This is a genomic window from Leptospira sanjuanensis (genome assembly GCF_022267325.1).
In the GTDB taxonomy this organism is placed as follows: Bacteria; Spirochaetota; Leptospiria; order Leptospirales; family Leptospiraceae; genus Leptospira; species Leptospira sanjuanensis.
In genome coordinates, this window is record NZ_JAIZBG010000001.1 from 1,963,864 (window position 1) to 1,984,376 (window position 20,513).

The window sequence follows — 20,513 nt, forward strand, 5'->3', positions numbered from 1 at the left end:
CGCATCAACGGCTAACTTTTTTCAGTATAGATCCCAGTCCGGACAAAAATAAGATCTTTGGACTTAAAAAACGAACCTGTTTTGATTTTTTTTGAAAACTTGGGTTTATGTCACCCGGTTTTCTGGAAGCAAATCTAATTTATACGTAAGTATTTGTATAGCAAATTTTTGAGTATTATTGGGAAAGGATCGATTTTTTTTCTTGGTCCAGGGTCTTCTGCGCCTGAACGGCTCTGCGAAGAGTTTCCTTGTTTCGTAGCAGAAAGCTTCTGAAAAAGAAAATCGTGACAGCAAACGCTCCGATCACAAGAAGAAATCCCAAAGTCCATCGAAGCCAAAAAGGGATCGAGTTTTGTGATGGAAAGAAGAATAACGTGCCGTCCGCCAGGCGGATCTTTTCGCAGCCTTGGCATTTTTGGTTTTGAGCTTTGAAAAAAGAATTCAGTTCTCCGAATGAAGTTTCGGCTGGAATTTTCCATTCGGAAGATTCTTGCGAATAGAGAAGGGTTTCGTCTTCGGAAAAATAATAAAACGCGCAGGCCAGTCCCGTTTTCGAAAATTCGACGGAAGAAGTTCCGCCTTGTCTTCCGACGTAATAATCCACGTAAGAATCTTTGATTTGAAAACTGCGAATCTGGGAAAGATTCGGAAATTCGGTTCCGAAGCGCACCAAATGAAACAGAGTCGATTTTTGATTTCGAACCCGGATTCCTCCAAGATTCGGAACCTTTCTAAGTTCCGCTTTGAGAGCTTCCTTGGACGCTTGCGAAGAATTCTCCAGAGAAGAGGAAAGAATTTTTTTCAAATACGTTTCCAGTCTGGATTCTTCCTCTTTTTTCCAAGCCGGAAGGGATTCGATCAGCCAGGATTTTTCCACCGAAGCCGGATCACCTAAGAAACGTTTTAACACGACCAATCTGTGTTCGAGATCGGAGGTTTCCGCATGTATGAAAATGGGATTCCAAAGGAAAAGAAGAAGGATCAAAAACGTTCGTTTCATGCGGTGGCGGCTCAATCTTAAACAGGGCTTCCGGTCTGAAAAGAAGATTTTCTCCTATACAAGACGGGAATCTTTGAAATAATTACAGGATGTTTCAAAACCTCGATCGGATCGAATTCCAAAAATCGAGGCTCAAAAATTTGTCTCAGTTTTGGGATAAGGCAGCATAAAACGAATACAGGGTCCGAAGATGCAAGACTGTCCTCTCTGCAAATTCCATCAATCCGCGAACGATTCCGAAATTCTCGGTCGGTTCGGTGAATTTCGCGTACGTCATTCCGAAGAAGAAAAACGACTCCAAGGATATCTTTACATAGAACCGGTTTCGCATTGGACCTCGTATCAGGATTGGAATTCGCCTGCGTATTCCGATTTCGGTAATGCGCTTGAGTTCGCGACGGCCTGGATCTACAAAAACCATTCTCCCGTTAAAGTGTACACGGTAACGGTTTCGGAGATGGTGCCTCACATGCACTTTCATTTAATTCCTCGTTACAGCGACGAACTCAAAGGCGTGGATTATATCCGTCTTGCACTTCAGGGAAAATTACCAGAGCAAAATTATATTCGAGATTTATAATGCTTCGCTTTCAAATTTTTATAATGGGAGAATGGCTATGAAAGTTTTGAATTGGAGAAACGTTCTGCTTCTGGCGCTCGTTTCCTTGTTTTTGAGCGGTTGCATCTATCGAGATGTGAGGGTTCCCGGTATGAGCACAAACTTTACGCAATATGTGCTGAACTCGGAGGATTTTCAGATTTTGGGAACGGTCGAAACCGAAGGTGTTTATACCGCCTGGTTTATATTTTGGCTGACGGGAGAAACCGGTTACAAAGAACTGCTCGATAAGTCCAAAGCGCTTGGTGGAGACGAGATCATCAACTATCGTTTCGAGATCGAACAGACAAGCATTTTGTTTATTATTTGGAACCGTGTTAAGTGGCGGGCGACCGCGCACGCGATCAAATATCGAGAAAAAATCAAAAAGCCGTAACGTGTAACACGGACTCCGAAGGACCTTCGGAGTCTAAAAGGATAGAATGCAGACAAACAAAGCCCAACTGATATTGGAAGCGGGACTTTCCAGAAAAGCGGATTTCGTGGAAATATTCGAGGAAGAGACAAGATCTTCTTCCGTAAGTTTAAGAGATCAAAAAATAGAACAGAGTTTTGCCGGAATCGATTACGGAATCGGAATCCGGCTGATCTACGGAACCGACGTTCTCTACGCACATACCAATAACGAGGAAGAGGAACATTTGATTTCTCTGATAGACCTTCTCGCCGATTCGAGAGGGGCGGCGAAAAGCGCAGGGCGGGCGCTTGTGTTGCGTGGGGATCTAAAACCTCTTTCGTTTCCGGCAGCGATCAAAGATCCGCGTAAAATCGCACCCGATGAAAAATTAGAAATTCTTTATAAAGCCGATCGAACCGCAAGAGGACTTTCCTCGAGTATCGTTCAAGTCAGCGCGTCCGCGAGCGATTCCGTTTCCAGAATCGGAATCTACAACTCGGAAGGTTTGGCGCTGGAAGACCTTCGCGTTCGAAGCAGATTCAGCATCAACGTAGCCGCGGAAAAAGAAGGAGAACGTTTTGTGGCTTCGGAGAATCCGGGAGCGAGAAAGGGATTCGAATTTTTCAACAACTTACCCGTGGAACAACTTTCGACCACGGCGGCAGAGCGCGCCTTACTCATGTTATCCGCCGGTTATATACAAGGAAAAAAAATGCCGGTCGTTATGGGCAACGGTTTCGGAGGAGTGATCTTTCACGAAGCCTGCGGACATCCGTTGGAAACCGAAGCGATCCGCAAGAAGTCTTCTCCGTTCGTGGATAAACTCGGCGAGAGAATCGGACAATCCTGTCTGACAGCGATCGACGACGGAACGATTCCGGATTCTTGGGGAAGCATTACCGTGGACGACGAAGGTTCCGCGCCTCAGAAAACCGTCCTCATCGAAAACGGAATTTTAAAAAATTATTTATCCGATCGAGTCGGCGCACAGGAAGTCGGCGTTCCCAGAACCGGAAGCGCAAGAAGAGAAAGTTATATGTACGCGCCCGTTTCTCGGATGAGAAATACGTACATCGCCGCCGGAACGGATTCTTTCGATTCGATGTTGGCCGGAGTCGAATACGGTCTTTTCGCCAAAAAGATGGGAGGCGGTTCCGTAAATCCTTCCACGGGAGAATTCAACTTCTCCGTGGAAGAAGGATATGTGATCCGAAACGGAAAAATCGCCGAGCCGGTTCGCGGTGCGACTCTCATCGGAAAGGGAGATGAAATTCTTCCTAAGATCAGCATGGTGGGAAACGATCTGGAGCTCGCTGCGGGGATGTGCGGAGCCGCTTCCGGTTCCGTTCCCGTAACGGTCGGACAACCTTCCCTGAAAGTGGACGAGATTCTCGTGGGAGGCCGTTCATGAATCTGGACCAATCCGTCGAATTCGTGTTAGACGTTTGTAAAAAGAAGGGACTCGATCAATACGATCTCGTCGGTTCCGAATCCAAAGACGTGGGAATCGAGCTCTTCCGAAAACGAGTCAGCAACACCGAACTTTCCAATTCCAGAGGAATGGGAATCCGTTTGATTCAAAACGGAAAACCCGGTTATTCCTACAGCGAAAAATTATCGGAAGAAGCGCTGACACAGATGGTGGAAGACGCGGTTTCGCAGGCAAAGATCTCCGATCCCTTGGACATCGATCTTCCCGGACAATCGACGTTACCCGACATCAAGATCCGTTCTTACGAAGAATCCTTGGAATCTCTCGGGTTTGAATGGTTGAAATCCACGGGAGAAAAACTGGACGATCTGGCATGGTCGGTCGGGGATAAGATCGAAAACGTTCCGTATTCGTATGCAGGAAAAACCTGGAGCCGATTTATATTAGCGAATTCGAATGGACTTTTTTATAGCGAAAAATCCAATCTGGTTTCCGCGGGAGTTGCGTTAGTCGCAACCGATGGAAAGACCAAAAAAATGGGCGGCTATACCCGTTCGGGTCTGGATTTGGATCGGATTCAACCGGAATTGATCGTATCCACCGCTGCGGAACGTTCCATGGCATTGCTCGGCGCAAAACCGGTCAAAAGCGGATCGTACCCGATCGTATTTTCCAATCGGATCAGTCCCCAGATTTTCGGAATGTTTTCCTCTCCGTTTTCCGCGGACAGCGTACAAAAAGGTCTGTCCCGTTTGGACAGAAAAGTGGGGACACAAATCGCATCACAAAATTGGAATGTGTTTTGCGATCCGCATATTTCCGATTATCCCGGTTCCAGACTTCTCGACGCGGAAGGTGTTTTGACCCGGAAAAATTGCGTGATCGAAAACGGAGTTCTTCGGACGTATCTCTACAATTTGGAATCCGCAAAGAAGGCGGGTGTCGCTCCTACGGGAAACGCGGTGCGTTCGTACGGCGGTAGAGTCGGTACTTCGTTTAACAATTACGTTGTACCGAAAGGGGATAAAACGCTGGAAGAATTGCTCTCCGCGTATCCGGAATGTATCTATGTGTTAAAGTTAGAAGGCGGTTCCGGTTGTAGCGCGGTTTCGGGAGAGATTTCGATCGGAGTGCAGGGGATCTATTACAAAAACGGAAAGCCGGTTCATCCGGTGGATAGCATAACGATGAATCTAAACTTCTTCGATCTTCTTTTTCGAATCGAAGGGATTTCAAACGAGTACAACGATTCCTATTCGTCCATCAAGATTCCGGATGTTTTGATTCGGGAAGCGAGTATTGCGGGTTAAGATGGAGTCGGATTTCGATTCCATCTTCGATGTTGCTTTTTATAGACGAGTGTCTGAGTTGTATTTTAGTAACGCTCATTGACGCATTGTAAAGAAGCAACGAGAAACTCGATCGGCTCTTCTGCACGCTCTTGGAAATGTTTCGGTGACTTTTCGACGATCGATTCTCGATGGGTGCCTGACTTCACAATCCGTAGCGAGCAATTTGCCGACTTTCCTGGGGGGCAATCGAGTTTTAGAACGGCGATGGACCGAAATTCATTTTTGCTTGCGTAAGTTTCTATCATAAGGTTTTCTTTCCGAATCATAGTGCTGATTCGGAGAAATCATTTGCGATCCTTTGGAAAAATTTTAAGTAAACAATTTATTTTCTGCGTTGCGTTTTTTATCTTCGCTGCTGCAAATCTTGACGCACAAGTACGGATCGAATTCGGTCCCACGGGAGAAGTCAAAAAACCTTCTCAGATTCGCGCCCGTTTTTCCGAATCGATGATCCCTTTGGGAAATCCTAAATTCTCTTTGTATCCTTTCGAAATTCGTTGCCCGATCAAGGGAACCGAACGTTGGGTGGACGATAAAAACTGGGTTCTCGAATTTCCCGAACTTCTTCCCGGCGGAGTAGAGTGCGTTTTTGAAACCAAAAAAGTGAAATCCGTTGCGGGGAATTCTCTGAATGAAGGAGAACGTTTTTCGTTTCATACCGGCGGACCCGAATTGGATTCGTCCTCTCCTTATGAAGGGGGCGTCATCGACGAGGATCAGATCTTTATCTTGGATCTGGATTCCGAAGCGGATCTTTCCTCCGCGAGCGATCATCTCTACTTTGTCACCGAAGGGATCAAGGATAAAATCGGATTCAGTAAAGTAAGTTCTTCCCAAGAAAAGGAAATCTTAAAAGCGAATTATCGGGAAGGGAAAACGGAAAAGACCATTCTCATCAAACCCGATCAGAAATTTCCGAGCGGAAAAAAAGTTTATCTTATTTTGGAACAAGGATTGAAATCCAAATCCGGCGTTCCGAGAAGTTCCACAAGAAAGGTGGAGTTCAACGTTAGACAGCCTTTCCGGGCTGAGTTTAATTGCGACCGGGTCAACGCAAAGGCCGCTTGTATTCCAACTTTACCGTTGACGTTAAACTTCAATTCTCCCGTTTCCGTCGAGGTTTTAAAAAAGATTCAGCTGCAAACGAGCGACGGGAAAACGATTCCCGCCAAGTTTTCCTCGGAAAACGGGAATTACGATTACGGTGTTAGTTTCCCGGCTCCTCTCGCGCCCAAGGCGAAGTTCCAGATCCTTCTTCCCTCCGGAGTAAAGGACGACGCAGGCCGAGCGCTTGCTAATCAATCCTCGTTCCCTTTGAGCGTTTCCACGGACGATTATCCTCCTTTGTTGAAGTTCGCTTCCACGTTCGGAATCTTGGAACGGTTTCCCGAAGCGATTCTTCCCGTAACGATCCGAAATCTGGAAGCGGAGAATCCGGTTCGCTTATATCAGGTCAAGACCAGTCCCGATACGCAGGATAAGATCAAAGAACAATTCGATAAATTGAAGGATAAGGGAAAGGATCTTTTGAACTGGGCGACCGGTAAGGACGAAAAGCAGGATCCGAATTCTTCCAAACAATTCACCGGAAGAGAAATGATTCTGGATTCCACTCAGATCGCGGAGATCGTTCAGTATCTGAAAACGATCGAACATTTGGAACATCGTTATTCGATCTTTGATTCTTCCAAAAATTCCGCGCCTACGAACGAAATCAAACTTCAGTCCAAAAACGGAAGCCGCCGTTTCGAGGTCGTGGGAATTCCTCTGAAAAAAACCGGATTTCACGTGATCGAAATGAAGTCCGATATATTAGGAAACGCTTTATTAGCAAACAATCAACCGTTTTACGTCCGCACTGCGGCTTTGGTCACAAATCTTTCTTTGCATTTTAAATGGGGAAAGGAATCCTCCCTTGCGTGGGTGACGAAACTCAACGATGCAAAACCCGTTCCGAACGCGGATATTCAGATCTTCAATTGCAAAAACGAAAAGATTTTCGTAGGAAAGACCGGACCTTCGGGAACCTTGCTCATCAAAGGAATCCCGAACCGCAAGAACGTTCCGTATTGTTCTTGGAGAGCGTATGAGAACGGACTTTTCTTAACCGCGGTGTACGAAGACGATTTTACGTTCACGCATACTCGTTGGCAAAACGGAATCGAAAACTGGAGATTTAACCTTCCCGGCGATTATGGAAACGGCGACGTAGTGTTTCATCCCATTTTGGACCGTACTTTATTCCGCGCAGGAGAAACCGTTTCGATGAAACTCGTTTCTCGAGGGAAACGTTCCTTCGGTTTCGATATTCCCGGACAAATCGAATATCCGGGCTTTGCGAAGATCGTTCATTCCGGTAGCGAAAAGGAATATTCCATTTCTCTAAAGTGGACTCCGGAAGGGACTAGTTCGCTTCAGTTTAAAATTCCGAAAGAAGCCAACCTGGGCGTTTACCGCATTTTGTTAAGCGAATTTGCGGGTAAGGATCGCGGACAAGTCGACGTGGGAGAATTTCGAGTCGAAGAATTCCGCGTTCCATTGATGAAGGCCGACTTTCAGACTTCCGGTTCGAACATCGGACCTTCCAAGATCGGACTCGCGGGAAGCGTTCGTTATCTTTCCGGCGGAGGCGCCGGAAAAATTCCTGTCTTATTGCGAACCAGAGTGATGCCCGGAGGGGGAGTTTACTTTCCGGATTATTCCGACTTTTCGTTTAGCAACGGTAAGGTGGATCAAAAATCCGATTCGGAGGAAACTACGGAGAATTCTTCCGTCGGTTTTAACAAAACGGAACTGACTCTCGACTCGAAAGGATTTTTTGAAACGAGCGTAAAGTCGATTCCAGAATCGGATACGACACAAAGGCTCGAAGCAGAACTCGAATATAGAGACCCCAACGGAGAGATTCAAAGCGCGTTCCGTTCCTTTCCGATTTATCCGTCCGAGTATCATATCGGAATCGCTCCGGAAGGATGGGCCGCGGTTCAGGACGCTGTTAAGTTTAAGGTTGCGGTATTGGATCTGAAAGGAATGCCCGTCGAAGGAAAGAAGGCGTCCGTAATCGCTTATACGAAGAAGTATTATTCGAATCGGAAACGTCTTGTGGGCGGATTTTACAGTTACGAGCACAAATATACAATCAACGAACTCGGAGAATTCTGTTCGGGTAAAACGAATTCGAAAGGACTTTTGTTTTGCAGCGGTCCGGTCAAAGCGACGGGAGAAGTGTATTTCGAAGCGTCTTTGAGCGGGGAAGACGTAAAGGCCAATTCTTCCGTTTGGATTACGGGTAAGGACGACGTTTGGTTTGCCGCGAGCGATCACGATCGTATGGATCTTCTTCCCGAAAAGAAAGAATATCAAACCGGTGAACGCGCGAAATTTCAAGTGAGAATGCCGTTCCGGGAAGCGACGGCACTCGTTACCGTGGAACGCGAAGGAATTCTCAATTCGTTTATCAAAACTCTGAGCGGAAAAGATCCGGTCATCGAAATTCCGGTGGAGAGTTCGTTTGCTCCGAACGTATTCGTTTCCGTTTTGGCGGTCCGAGGAAGAGTGGATAGTCCCAAAGAAACCGCTCTCGTCGATTTAGCAAAACCTTCCTTCCGATTGGGGTTGGCTCAGATTCGAGTCGGTTGGAAACCGTATGAGGTTCCGGTTCGTGTTGAAACCGATAAGACCACGTACGGGACCAGACAAAAGGCGAAGGTGAAAATTCAGATCGATCATCCTTCCGCACAAGTGAAGAAGGACGCAAGAATCACGTTAGCCGCAGTCGATCAGGGGCTTTTGGAATTAAAACCGAACGATACCTGGGATCTGCTGCGCGCGATGATGCGCGAACGGGGAAACTCGGTAGAAACGTCGACGGCGCAGCTTCAAGTCGTGGGACGCAGGCACTTCGGATTAAAAAGTTTACCGCCGGGCGGCGGCGGGGGCGGAGCGACCACCCGGGAATTATTCGACACTCTTCTGTATTGGAAATCGGATTTAAAACCCAACGAAAACGGACTTCTGGAAGTGGAAGTTCCTCTAAACGATTCTTTGACCTCTTTCAAAATCGTTGCGATCGTACATTCTGGTAAGGATAAGTTCGGTTCCGCTTCGACACAGATTCAAACGACTCGGGACGTTCTTGTTTATCCTTCCATCGCTCCGTTTGCAAGGGAAAAGGACAACGTTCAAAGCGGTCTTTCTCTGAAAAACACGACCGAAAGAACGATTCAATTGGAAATCAGTTCCAAAACATCACCGGATCTTAAATTAGAAACGAAGAATATTCAATTGAAAGCGGGCGAGTCTTCGAACGTTCTTTGGAATCTTTCGATTCCGAGCAAAAAAGAAGAGATCGTCTATGAATTTCAAACGAAAGAAGTCGGGGGATCGTTTACGGATTCGGTTCGATTCCGTCAGAAAGTCGGAGAATCGGTTCCGGTCCGTGTTTTACAATCCACATTCCGCCGTTTGGAAGACGGAACCTTAAGCGTTCCGATTCAGGAAAACCAGGAAGCGATCGAGGGAAGCGGAGAACTGGAGATCAGTTTAAAATCCTCTCTGACCGGAGGAGCGATCTTGACTTCGAGAGAATACATGAGCCGTTATCCGTATTCCTGCTTGGAACAAAAACTTTCCAAAGCGGTTTCGGCGGGTTCTCAAAAAGAATGGGATCAGATCATGGATCAACTCTCCGCGTACTTGGACGGGGACGGATTGTTGAAATTCTTTCCCATGTCCTGGTATGGAAGCGAGATCCTCACGAGTTACGTATTGATTCTCGCGTCGGAATCGGGTTATAAAATTCCGGATCAAATCCGAGATACTCTTTTGGAAGCGCTCAATCGTTACACGAAGGGATTGATTTATCGAAACGGGTATATCTCGAATACGGACTTTCTCTTGAGAAAGATCATCGTACTCGATGCGGTTTCACGGTATCAAACAATAGGAGACGACGTGATTCGTTCGGTTCAGACCGATCCGAAAATTCTACCTTCCGATATTTTGGTCAGCTTAAGAAATATCTATTCTAGATCGACCGGATATAAATCCCAAATTTCCGCGTTAGACGTTCTTTTGAAGTCCCGTTTTAGAATCCAAGGAACTTCGTATAACTTCGTGGACGAGTCCGGTCTTTGGTGGCTCTTGTCCTCGAACGATTCCACCGTGATGCGAACGATTCTTTCCGTAGTGAAGGACGCGGCTTGGAAAGAGGATCTTCCGCGATTGATCCGCGGTGCGATCGCAAGACAATCGAAAGGCCACTGGGATATAACTCCCGCGAACACGCTCGGTATTCTCGCGTTTCAGGCATATTCCAAGCAGTTTGAAAAGGACAGCGTAGAAGGGAATACGACGATCACTTTGGAAAACAGCAAGAACACTATGGAATGGAAGAATAAAAAAGATCCTCCAACGCTTTCGATTCCTATGCCGAGAAGCACACAAAATCTCGAGTTCGTTCAGAACGGTTCGGGAAAACCGTATGCTGTGATTCATACTAAAGCCGCGCTTCCTCTTAAGGAAAAACTCGAAAGCGGCATGAGACTGGAAAAGGAAATTTTGGATGAGTCCGGCAGCAGAAAGTCTTCGTTCAAAGAAGGGGATTTGGTTCGTGTCCGTTTGAAAATTCAGAACGAAGCGGCCCTTTCTTGGGTCGCCGTCAAAGATCCGATTCCCGCGGGGGCGAGCATTCTGGGCTCCGGTCTTGGAAACGATTCCGTAACGGGTGCTGCTCTTGCAAAGGACGACAACTGGTGGTCTTCGCCTACGTTTGTGGAACGCAAATGGGAGGGATATACCGCATACTTTGAATACTTGCCGGGCGGTTCGGTGACTCTTGAGTATGTCTATAGAATCAATCATTCGGGTAAGTTTATTCTTCCTCCGAGTCGAGTGGAAGCGATGTATTTGCCCGATCAGTTTGCCGAAGTTCCGAATCCGGATCAAACGGTGACGAAGGAGTAGATCGAATATTATTACGGAAGCGGAGAGAATCGAAGATAAAAGAGATCTGTGGGGACAGGTTCTCCCTTGGAGTAAACCTTAGAGGGCAGTCTGGTCCCCGTTTCGAGCTTTTGAAAACGAAACTTATAGGGAGTCATTTTTAGAATTTGGGTGCGTCATACCGCGTTGTTATCGAACGCAGCGTCACACGTCTTCCGTTTTTCCTTCTTCCGAAAGGCCGTTCCTATTCTCGCCGGACCGGAATTTTTGAATGAAGGTGGATGAGGTGCAGATTTCGTAAGAGTTCCGACAGAGAGCGAAGATTTCACTTGCAAGAATTATGATTTTATGATAGACGAAAATTTGCAGAGTCTTCCCACCACCTCACCCCTCCACCCGAACGTGGGTGGGGCGCTCGTTCTTTTACGGAAGTTTGTCGGAATTACGACAAAACACCGTAATTACTTGCAGAAAAATTCTCCTGTCGTTTTTCGGAAGATCTTCGGGAGACGAACAATCTTCGTTTTATTCATCGCTATATTCTTCTTTTGGAATGGGTTGTCCGCGAAGGAGGTACCTTCGTATCGCGAGGTTCGAAATCAGTATCACACTTCGGATGGAACGATCGTGGACATTCACGGACGATTTTTGCAAACGATTCGATGGAACGTGCAAGAACGAAAGCTCGCCTGGACGGAAGAAGGGGAAATTCCCGAAACGCTTTTGATGGCGTTATTCTTACAGGAAGACAAACGTTTCTTTGAACATACGGGCGTTGATTCGCTCGCTGTCTTGGGTGCGCTCAAGGATCGAATTCTCGGAAATTCAAAACGAGGCGCAAGCACTCTTACGATGCAGCTTTCGGGAATTTTTCTCGGTACCAAACCGGGTCGTCGAAGTCTCTATGACAAATGGGAACAGATGAATCTCGCTCGGGCAATCGAGACAACCTGGACCAAGACGGAGATTCTTACGGCTTATTTGAACCTTTCTCAATTTCGGGGAGAACTCAGAGGATTGCGAGCGGCAAGCCGAGGGCTTTTCCAGAAAGAGCCTTCCGCATTAAGCGACACGGAATCGATCCTCTTAGTTGCGATGCTTCCGTTTCCGGGCGTGAATTCTTCACTCTTGACAAAACGAAGTTGTGTTCTCGCCAAAAAAATCGGTAAAGAAGAACTCTGTCTTTCCTTGGAAAGCGTTGCTAAGACGGCAACCGGAAAAATCACCGGACTTCCTTCCACGGGTGGGATCGCGTATCACGCCGCGCAACGAATCTTTCGAGAAGAATCGAATGTATCTTCCGAGAACGGAAAGGTCAAAACGACGTTGGATTTTGATCTCCAATGGAAGATTACGGAACTTGCAAAAAACGTTCTGGACGGATTAAAAAAACAGAATGTAGCCGAAACGGGAATTCTGGTTTTAGACAATTCATCCGGCGCAGTGTTGGCCTATGTAGGCAACTTACCCGAAAGTTCTTCCTTTTATGTGGACGCGCTCGCATCGAAACGGCAAGCGGGTTCGACGCTAAAGCCTTTTTTATACGCGCTCGCATTCGAAAAGGAAGTATTGAAACCGAATTCGATCTTGGAAGACAGTCCGACGGAATGGAACGCGGTTACTGGAATTTACAGACCTTCCAATTACAGCGATGTATATCACGGAAACGTTCCTGCAAAGTATGCCTTGGCATCTTCGTTGAATATTCCCGCGATTCACGTTTTGGATCTTGTAAGCGTTGGAGGTTTCGTTCAACGATTGCAGGATCTCGGATTTAGCGGACTCAAACGCGCAGACTTTTACGGTTCTTCTCTCGCGCTGGGAAGCGCCGACGTAACCCTATTCGAATTGACGAATGCGTATCGAACCCTCGCCAACGGGGGGTTACGTTCCGAACCAACATTTTTTCCTTCGCACGCCAAACAAGCGTTACAGGAAAACGGACAGGAAGGAAATGTTTGGACGAGAGTGTATTCGCAAAACGCGGCGGATACGTTATCCGAAATTCTTTCCAATCGAGAATACCGTTCCTTGTCCTTCGGTTTAAACAACCATCTCAGTACGCGATTTTTCGCTGCGGTCAAAACCGGAACCTCTCAGGATATGAGAGATAACTGGTGTGTGGGTTATTCCAAAAAATACACGGTGGGAGTTTGGGTCGGAAACATGGACGGAAGTCCGATGTGGGACGTGAGCGGCGTTACCGGGGCGGCTCCGATCTGGAACGCGGTGATGAATCTTTTGCAGGAAAGGGATTCGCAAGGAATCCGCCCGGCCTATGAGGCGATGGAGAATTCTCCCGTTCGTCCGATAACGGAGTCCTCTTCGATCTCTAAAATTCTCGTTCCGGGAAACCAAACGATCTACGCGATCGATCCCGATATACCCGATGAAAGACAAAAGCTTCATTTCTCGGCATCGGCTTTTCCAAGCGGATCGGTTTGGATCTTGGACGGTAGAAAGATTTCGGAAGCGCAGAACAAGGACGTTTTTTGGAAACCGGAACGCGGGTTTCACATTCTTTCGATCCAAGATCGAAACGGAAAAATCATCGATAGCGTGGTTTTTGAAGTCAGATAGAGTATAGGTTTTTCTCTTGCCGCGGACGACCTCCGCGTTAGAATCAATCAGAGACTTCTCATGAAACCATCGACAGAAACGTATCTTTTATCTCCGGCCTTGGAAGAGGCGATTCTTCTCGCCGAAGTCACTTCCCGTCCTTTGCTTTTAAAAGGCGAACCCGGAACCGGAAAATCTCTCTTAGCGGAATACCTGGCGGATCAGAGAAAGCTTCCGTTATACACCTGGCATATCAAATCCATTACACAAGCGAAGGAAGGATTGTATTTTTACGATGCGGTTTCGCGTCTGAACGATTCCCGATTTTCGGAAGATTCCGCAAAAGTAAAAAATATCGAGAACTACATTCGGCTCGGCGCTCTCGGAGAAGCCTTTGCGCTCGATCAAAAATCGATCGTACTCATCGACGAGATCGACAAAGCGGACATCGAATTTCCGAACGATCTTCTTTTGGAACTCGATCGTATGGAATTTTTTATTCCCGAAATTTCAAAACGAATCCAAGCAAAACACAGACCTCTTACCATAATCACGTCCAACAACGAAAAGGAATTGCCGGCCGCTTTTTTAAGAAGATGCATTTTTCATTATATAGAATTTCCCGATCCAGAGTTTATGAAAAGGATCATTCTTTCGCATTATCCGGGTGTGGGTCATACGCTTCTCATCAAGGCTTTGGAAATGTTTTATCTGATACGGAGAATGGACGATCTCAAGAAAAAACCGGGAACCAGCGAACTTCTGGATTGGATTCAGATTTTGGTGCATCAAGGAGCGGTCCTCAAGGAAGAAGTGAGAATTCCTTTCCTAGGCGCATTGATTAAAAACGAGGAGGATCTGAGGTTATTCAGGAACTGAGATGTTTATCCCTTTCTTTTACAGACTAAAAAGCGAAGGAGTTCCGGTAACTACGGGAGAATTTCTGGACTTTTTGAAAGTCGTGGATCATTACACCACGCATCAAAAAGCATGGATCGACCTGAACGAGTTATACCGTTTTTCCAGAGCCTGTATGGTAAAGGATATCAAATACTTCGACGCGTTCGATCTCGTGTTCTCGGAAATCTTCGGGGAAAAAGGCGCTCTCAAGCCCGAATTCAAAGAGGAGCTTTTGGAATGGCTCAATCGAATTTTCGATAATCCGAATAAACTTCCTCCTTCCTTGATTCCTCCCGATCGGCTTTTGGACGAACTCAAAAAAAGACTCGAAGAACAAAAAGGGGAGCATCACGGAGGAAGCAAATGGGTCGGAACAGGAGGATCGTCTCCGTTCGGTCACGGAGGAAAAAATCCGGAAGGCGTTCGCGTCGGAGGAGAAGCGGGGAACCGTTCCGCGGTGTTTCAAGCATTAGAAAGACGTTATAAAGAATATAGAACCGACGAACAGTTGGACGTGCGTCAGATCAAAACCGCGCTTAAAAAACTTCGCAATTTACGAAAGGAAGGGGTTTCCGAATTCCATCTTCCGAAAACGATCGATTCCACCTGTAGAAACGCGGGGGATATTCAGATCGAATTCGAGCGTTCTCGCAAAAACGGACTTAAGGTTCTGCTTCTGATGGATACGGGAGGGAGTATGACTTCTCACGCGGAACGCGTCAACAAACTCTTTTCAGCGAGTCATCAGATCAATCACTTCAAAGAATTTCACTACTATTACTTTCACAACATCATTTACGACGCGGTGTATCCGAAAGCGAACATGAGAACCCCGATTTCCCTTCAGAGAATTTTCAAAAAACACAGCGACGATACGAAGCTGATTCTTATCGGAGACGCGTATATGGCTCCGTATGAATTGTTGGATTCCACGTACGGATACTATCACAGCCGTTTTCGAACGGACTTTCGGCTTCCCGAAAATCCGGAATCGGGTTTGGATTCCTTAAAAAGAATTCGAAGACATTTCCGCGATTCCATCTGGCTCAACCCGGAACCGATGAAATATTGGGACGCTCCCACCATTCATGAAATCGGAAAACAGATACCGATGTATTTTCTTTCCCTGGACGGCTTGGAAAAGGGAATCAAGAAGTTGTTGAATGCGCTGTAAACCCTAAACGCTCTTGAGTTTCAAAAGCGAATAGAGCGTATGAATATGAGGAATTTCTAATCCGTATTTTTCACCGATGCGGATCGCGTTGCCAAGGATCGCCTCCAGTTCCATCGGTCTTCCCGCTTCGAAATCCAGAAGCATGCTCGTTTTATAAGGTTTCATCGCTTCCGTCATTTGAATGAATGTCGAGATCTGTTCCATCGGAACGGTTGCTCCGTCTACTTCGGAAAGTTTCTGTACTTCTTTCATGATTTCGACGACGAGTTTTCGGCCGAAAGACTGTGCAAGAATTTCGGATGTGTTTTTGCCGCCGGAAAGAACGCTAATCGGATTGAAAGGAGCGTTCCACATCAATTTTTTCCAACGAGCCTGGCGGATCGTTTCCGTCGCGTTAGCCGGAACACCTACCTTGGAAAAACGTTCGGCGATCGTTTTCGTCGTAAAAGAAGAATTTCGATTCCAGGAACCGATCACCAATTCCCCGTAATCGAGATGAAGAACGTTTCCCTCTTCCAAACGATTCGCACAGACAAAGGCTAATCCGCTGAGAATTTCATTGTTCGGATAAAGAACTTCGACCGGCTCTTCGATGCCGATCCCGTTTTGCAAAAGCAGAATCGGAAGATGTTCCGGAATCGTTTTTCCTAAGATCGTTTCCAGTCGAATCTCCGGTAAACACTTCAAACAATTGATGATCAGATCGTATTGTTCAAGATCGCCGGGTGAAATTTTTTCTAAAACACGATTCGGTTTAAACGTGAAATTCCCCCAAGGAATACTTTGAACCGTAAAACCCTTTTCTTGCAAAAGGGAAGCATTGCTCCTCACCCAGAAATCGATCTTACAACCCGTTTGTGCGAGTTTTCCCGCATATAAACCGGCAATGGCTCCGGCGCCTAAGACTAAAATTCGATCCACTTACGGCCTGCCCCAAAACAGAATTTCATTTCATAAAAAAGGTTTAGCTGCAAGAATCTGTCCTATTTTTCTGACGGATTCTTATCCCGCTTGAGAAAATTTCCGTTCGATCTTTTTTAAAATTTCCGTGATCGCTTGCACATATCCGTCATACACCCCGCGATCGTATTCACCGAGAGAGCGGTAATTTAAACTTTGCATTTCTTTTAAGTGATTCCGCAGTTCTTCGTCCACATAATTCTTACGGATGTAAAGGGTTTCAAAAACTTTCGGATGCATCGTTTACCTCTTTTTTTAGAATCTAAGAAAACAGGAAAACGAAAAGAATTCAAGTACGTAAAATCATGTTTTGATAGAATTTGGATTTTAGCCACGCGTTCGCTCGCTTGTAATCCGGAAATTTTCTTTCGAACGTTTTAAAGTCCTTTCCGTGAATCACGTTTTTTCCGTTTTTGCGGATAACCGGAAAAACGACATGGAGAAGTTCGTGAAAGACGATGTATTCCAATACGAAAGTTGGAACGATTTCTCGGGAGAGAATCGGATTGATTACGATCATCCTATGCGCCGGATCGAAATGTCCGAGTCTTGTTTTTGAAACGGATTTGCTCCAAAAGATTTCCAGATCGTTCAAATCGATTCGCAAATAGGTATCATTGAGGCGATCCATAATTTCCCGCAACCCTTCGTTCGCAATCGACGATCGTTCGATTCGTTTTCGATTTTTATTCTTTTGCCGTTTCGTTTCGGATTGTGTTTCGTAGAATCGCCGAATGCGTTCGTCCAATTCTTGCGGGATCGATTGTTTGAGTAGTTTGTACAGTAATAAATCGACGACCGCTTCCAGATCCTCCGAGTCCGCGCTCAAATAGGAAGAATGAATTTTGAACTCTAATTTTCCGGAAGAAATTCGGATCGAACTTCCCAGGTTCGCATAGGGAAAAAATTTTACGGCGATTCGTTTTCCCTCCAAGATCTTCCCGCCGGGAACTTGCAAAAAATGTAAAGTCTTTTTACGAAGAAGTTCTAAGACCGAAGATTCTTCGTTGGTTCGTCCGCGCGTTTCGAATGCGAAAACCATCTTTAACTTCCGAAGTAATCCTGAATTCTGGAAAAAGAATCGTTCTCTTTTACAACGGAAGAAGAAGGAATCGCGGGAGAATTCTTCGCTGCGGATTTTCCCTGCATCAGTTTCAGATCATACACTTTTTCGGGAGATGGAATTTCGTTCAGAAAGCGGGAAAGTTTGGTGTAATACGGACCGGATCTGGATTGAGCCAAAGAAGGTCTGGTCAGATAGAGTTCTTTTCGTGCGCGGGTAATCGCCACATAAAAAAGTCTCCGTTCTTCTTCGGTATCATTGTTTTTACTCGAAGGAAAAACTCCTTCGGTCGAATTCAAGACGAAAACAAGATCGAATTCGAGTCCTTTCGCGGAATGAACCGTGGAAAGATTGAGCAGATCCGATTCCGCATTGTCCGGTTTGATTTTATCCAAACTCAAAGAGGCGTGATCCATCGTTAAGTCGGACAAAAAATCACTCAACGAATCGTACTTAAGAGAAAAACCGAGGACGGCGTCCAGATCCTCCGATCTTCGTTTCGAATCATCGTAGTTCTTTTCCAAAAGAACACGATAGAAGTCGATAAAATCGGCTGCGACCTTCTTGACTTCAGAATTCGTTTCCTTGTGCTTCTGATAAAGATGATACAAAGGGGAAAGATATTTCGCGATCGCGGAACTATTATCTTCCGAAAGAACTTCGAAGGAACCGGATGTTTTTCGAATCTTTTCCAGGATCTCATTGGATCTTGCGTTACCTATGCCCGGAATCAGTTTTAAAACCCGAATCCAGGAGACCGAGTCCAACGGATTGACCAACAGTTTCAAAAAGGAAAGAAGATCCTTGATATGAGCCGTTTCGATGAATTTTCTTCCGCCGAATTTCACGAAAGGAATATTTCGTTTTGCTAATACGAGTTCGAGTTGGCTTGAATTCCAACTGGCTCGAAAAAGAACACACATTCGTTTAAAAGGAATCCCTTCCTCTTTTTTTTGCAGGAGAATGTCCGCGATTCCTTCCGCCTCTTCCAGCTCGTCCGTAAATTGAAGAACGGAGGGTTTCGGTCCGTTTTCGTTTTCCGTGAAAAGATATTTATCGTATTTTTCGGCGAAATTTTCCAAAACGGAATTGGCAAGATTGAGAATTGCGGGGGTGCTTCTGTAATTCTTTTCCAGAAAGATCGTTTTTGTGTTCGGAAATATTTTCGGAAAATCTAAAATGCCTCGAACGGATGCGCCGCGAAAGGTATAGATGCACTGCGCGTCGTCTCCGACCACCATCAAATTGGAATGTTCGGATGCAAGCAAACAGGCGATATGCGCTTGGATTTTGTTCGTGTCTTGAAACTCATCGACCATGACGAATCTGTATTTTTCGGAAAGAGCGGCGCGAACACCGGGATGATTGGCGAGAAGATCTCTCGTGAAGTAGAGCAGGTCGTCGTAATCCAAGAGCGAACGTTCTTTTTTGTATGTTTTATAATCTTCGAAAATCTGCGCGACGTCCTCGATTCTTTGGGTAAAAATCGGATAATCTTTTTCTAATATGGATTGCAGAGACCGGCCTGTATTTTGAATTTCGCTATGAATCGAGACTAACGTTTCATTCGAGGGGAAGCGAGTTTTCGTTTTTCCGAAATCCTTCTCGTTTCTTAAAAATTGAAACACATCCAAAGAATCCGCTTCGTCCAGAATGGTAAACCCCGAGGAAATATCCAGAACGGGCGCGAATCTTCTCAAAACACCGCTGCAAAACGAATGAAACGTCCCGCCTTGAACGTCCGCACAACGTGCGTCTCCCAACGAAGAAGCGCGAAGGATCATTTCACGGGCAGCTTTGCGGGTAAAGGTCAATAGAAGAATGGAAGAGGCGGGGATTCCCGAAGAGATCAGCCGGGCGAGTCGGCTGACGATGGTTTTGGTTTTACCGGTACCGGCGCCTGCCAACACAAGCACCGGTCCATCCTGGGTAAGGACCGCTTCCAATTGAGCAGGATTTAATTCTTCCTTCCAGGACATCGGTGAATCGGAATCGTCTCTCAGTGATGGTGGTGACCACCTTCTCCATGAACGTGTCCGTGTGAAATTTCTTCTTCGGTCGCTTCGCGGATTCCGGTAAGTTCCACGTCGAAAACCAAGTTGATTCCCGCAAGGGGATGATTGCCGTCTACGATGACGGATTCTTCCTGAAGTTCGGTGATCGTAAATACTTTGTCGGGTTCGTCGGTTTGAAACATCATTCCCACTTGGAGATCCTCGTTGGGAGGAAACTGGGTTCTAGGAACGTCAAAAATAAGGTCGGGGTCTTTGAGACCGTATGCTTTCTCTGCGGAGACGTTGATCTTTTTCTTTTCTCCGGTAGACATCTTTTTCATCTCTTCTTCCAGACCGGAAATGATATGTCCGACGCCTTCCAGATACGAAAGAGGCGATTTGCCTTCGGAAGAATCGATCAGGTTGCCTTCCGTATCATGAAGGGTGTAATGGAAAGTAATCACTCTAGTTTTCATGGATAACTCCAAATAGGATAAATTCAAAATTCTGGCAGGAATCGGTTCGGGAAAAATACCGGAATCTAGGTACATTTCAGCGTAAATTCAGCGCGGTTTAACTCAATCAGAATTTTAATTTAGAATTTGGAATCGTAGTGAAAATCGAGCTTTGCTTGTTCGTATTCCCGGAGGAAAGTTTCGATCCGATTGGATAAAAAGAACCAAGATTCCTGCGTGAACGTTTCATGAAACCGCGCGGAGAATTGAAGATAACTGCTCTCGGCAAGTTTGGTATCTCCGGTATGATCTAAAAGCAAATTATAAGAAATGAGTAATACGTTTTTCTCCAAACTGTACGCGAGGGACGTCTCTAAAACTTTTTGAGGTTCTTGGATCGGCATTCTTTTTTTTAGTCCGTTCTTCGTGACGAACATCGGCGGTTGATCCAATTTTGCGGAACCGATAATACCTGAATAGATCTTCATCTTCCTTATCCCAAAAGCTAAAATTCCGGGATGAATCCAAATCCTATCGAACGATTCAAAATGGATTCGGATTCTATCCCAGCAAACCGAGCTGGCATTGAAAGTGACCCGGAAGAAAGATTTAGGAGACTGACATTCCGGTCTCATTCTTTGACGCAAAGTGCCCGAATCTTCACT

General features: G+C 45.9%; 15 protein-coding genes. 8 read left to right on the top strand and 7 right to left on the bottom strand.

What is annotated here, in order from left to right; translation table 11 throughout:
• Positions 1 to 175 precede the first annotated feature (175 nt).
• Entirely contained in the window at positions 176 to 1,000 is an 825-nt protein-coding gene (locus LFX25_RS08920) for a hypothetical protein (RefSeq protein WP_238729931.1), read from the bottom strand.
• A 190-nt stretch (positions 1,001 to 1,190) separates the two neighbouring features.
• On the opposite strand from LFX25_RS08920, the gene LFX25_RS08925 reads away from it, so the two are divergent.
• From LFX25_RS08925 to LFX25_RS08960, 8 genes are all read left to right on the top strand, one after another.
• Positions 1,191 to 1,580: an HIT family protein gene (locus LFX25_RS08925; RefSeq protein WP_238729932.1), complete on the top strand. Its 390-nt coding sequence runs from the start codon at positions 1,191 to 1,193 to the stop codon at positions 1,578 to 1,580.
• A 37-nt stretch (positions 1,581 to 1,617) separates the two neighbouring features.
• Positions 1,618 to 1,995, top strand: coding sequence for an LIC11742 family lipoprotein (locus LFX25_RS08930; protein ID WP_238729933.1), 378 nt, complete (start codon positions 1,618 to 1,620; stop codon positions 1,993 to 1,995).
• A 46-nt stretch (positions 1,996 to 2,041) separates the two neighbouring features.
• Positions 2,042 to 3,427, top strand: coding sequence for a TldD/PmbA family protein (locus LFX25_RS08935; RefSeq protein WP_238729934.1), 1,386 nt, complete (start codon positions 2,042 to 2,044; stop codon positions 3,425 to 3,427).
• On the top strand, positions 3,424 to 4,758 hold the full coding sequence (locus tag LFX25_RS08940) for a TldD/PmbA family protein (RefSeq protein WP_238729935.1): 1,335 nt from the start codon (positions 3,424 to 3,426) through the stop codon (positions 4,756 to 4,758). The genes LFX25_RS08935 and LFX25_RS08940 overlap by 4 nt, the downstream gene beginning before the upstream one ends.
• A gap of 348 nt (positions 4,759 to 5,106) precedes the next feature.
• Positions 5,107 to 10,764: an alpha-2-macroglobulin family protein gene (locus LFX25_RS08945; RefSeq protein ID WP_406600524.1), complete on the top strand. Its 5,658-nt coding sequence runs from the start codon at positions 5,107 to 5,109 to the stop codon at positions 10,762 to 10,764.
• A 495-nt stretch (positions 10,765 to 11,259) separates the two neighbouring features.
• Positions 11,260 to 13,323, top strand: a complete 2,064-nt coding sequence (gene pbpC / locus LFX25_RS08950) for a penicillin-binding protein 1C (RefSeq protein WP_238731561.1) — start codon at positions 11,260 to 11,262, stop codon at positions 13,321 to 13,323.
• A 60-nt stretch (positions 13,324 to 13,383) separates the two neighbouring features.
• On the top strand, positions 13,384 to 14,181 hold the full coding sequence (locus LFX25_RS08955; RefSeq protein ID WP_238729936.1) for an AAA family ATPase: 798 nt from the start codon (positions 13,384 to 13,386) through the stop codon (positions 14,179 to 14,181).
• A gap of 1 nt (position 14,182) precedes the next feature.
• Positions 14,183 to 15,376: a VWA containing CoxE family protein gene (locus LFX25_RS08960; protein ID WP_238729937.1), complete on the top strand. Its 1,194-nt coding sequence runs from the start codon at positions 14,183 to 14,185 to the stop codon at positions 15,374 to 15,376.
• Between the two features lie 3 nt (positions 15,377 to 15,379).
• Here the strand turns inward: LFX25_RS08960 and LFX25_RS08965 are convergent, their stop codons facing one another.
• The 6 genes from LFX25_RS08965 to LFX25_RS08990 all read right to left on the bottom strand — a co-directional run bounded on the left by LFX25_RS08965 (position 15,380) and on the right by LFX25_RS08990 (position 20,336).
• Positions 15,380 to 16,297, bottom strand: a complete 918-nt coding sequence (locus LFX25_RS08965; RefSeq protein ID WP_238729938.1) for a ketopantoate reductase family protein — start codon at positions 16,295 to 16,297, stop codon at positions 15,380 to 15,382.
• Between the two features lie 81 nt (positions 16,298 to 16,378).
• Positions 16,379 to 16,576, bottom strand: a complete 198-nt coding sequence (locus LFX25_RS08970) for a hypothetical protein (protein ID WP_020772826.1) — start codon at positions 16,574 to 16,576, stop codon at positions 16,379 to 16,381.
• Between the two features lie 49 nt (positions 16,577 to 16,625).
• Positions 16,626 to 17,378, bottom strand: a complete 753-nt coding sequence (locus LFX25_RS08975) for a M48 metallopeptidase family protein (protein WP_238729939.1) — start codon at positions 17,376 to 17,378, stop codon at positions 16,626 to 16,628.
• 2 nt (positions 17,379 to 17,380) lie between these two features.
• Positions 17,381 to 19,378 carry an ATP-dependent helicase gene (locus LFX25_RS08980; protein WP_238729940.1) on the bottom strand — a complete coding sequence of 666 codons (1,998 nt, stop codon included), beginning with the start codon at positions 19,376 to 19,378 and terminating at the stop codon, positions 17,381 to 17,383.
• A gap of 20 nt (positions 19,379 to 19,398) precedes the next feature.
• A complete protein-coding gene (locus LFX25_RS08985) occupies positions 19,399 to 19,869 on the bottom strand; it encodes an FKBP-type peptidyl-prolyl cis-trans isomerase (protein WP_238729941.1) in 471 nt (156 codons plus the stop codon).
• Positions 19,870 to 19,988: 119 nt separating this feature from the next.
• Positions 19,989 to 20,336 (bottom strand): LIC14007 family protein, encoded by a 348-nt coding sequence (locus LFX25_RS08990; RefSeq protein WP_238729942.1) that lies wholly within the window; start codon positions 20,334 to 20,336, stop codon positions 19,989 to 19,991.
• Positions 20,337 to 20,513: the final 177 nt, after the last annotated feature.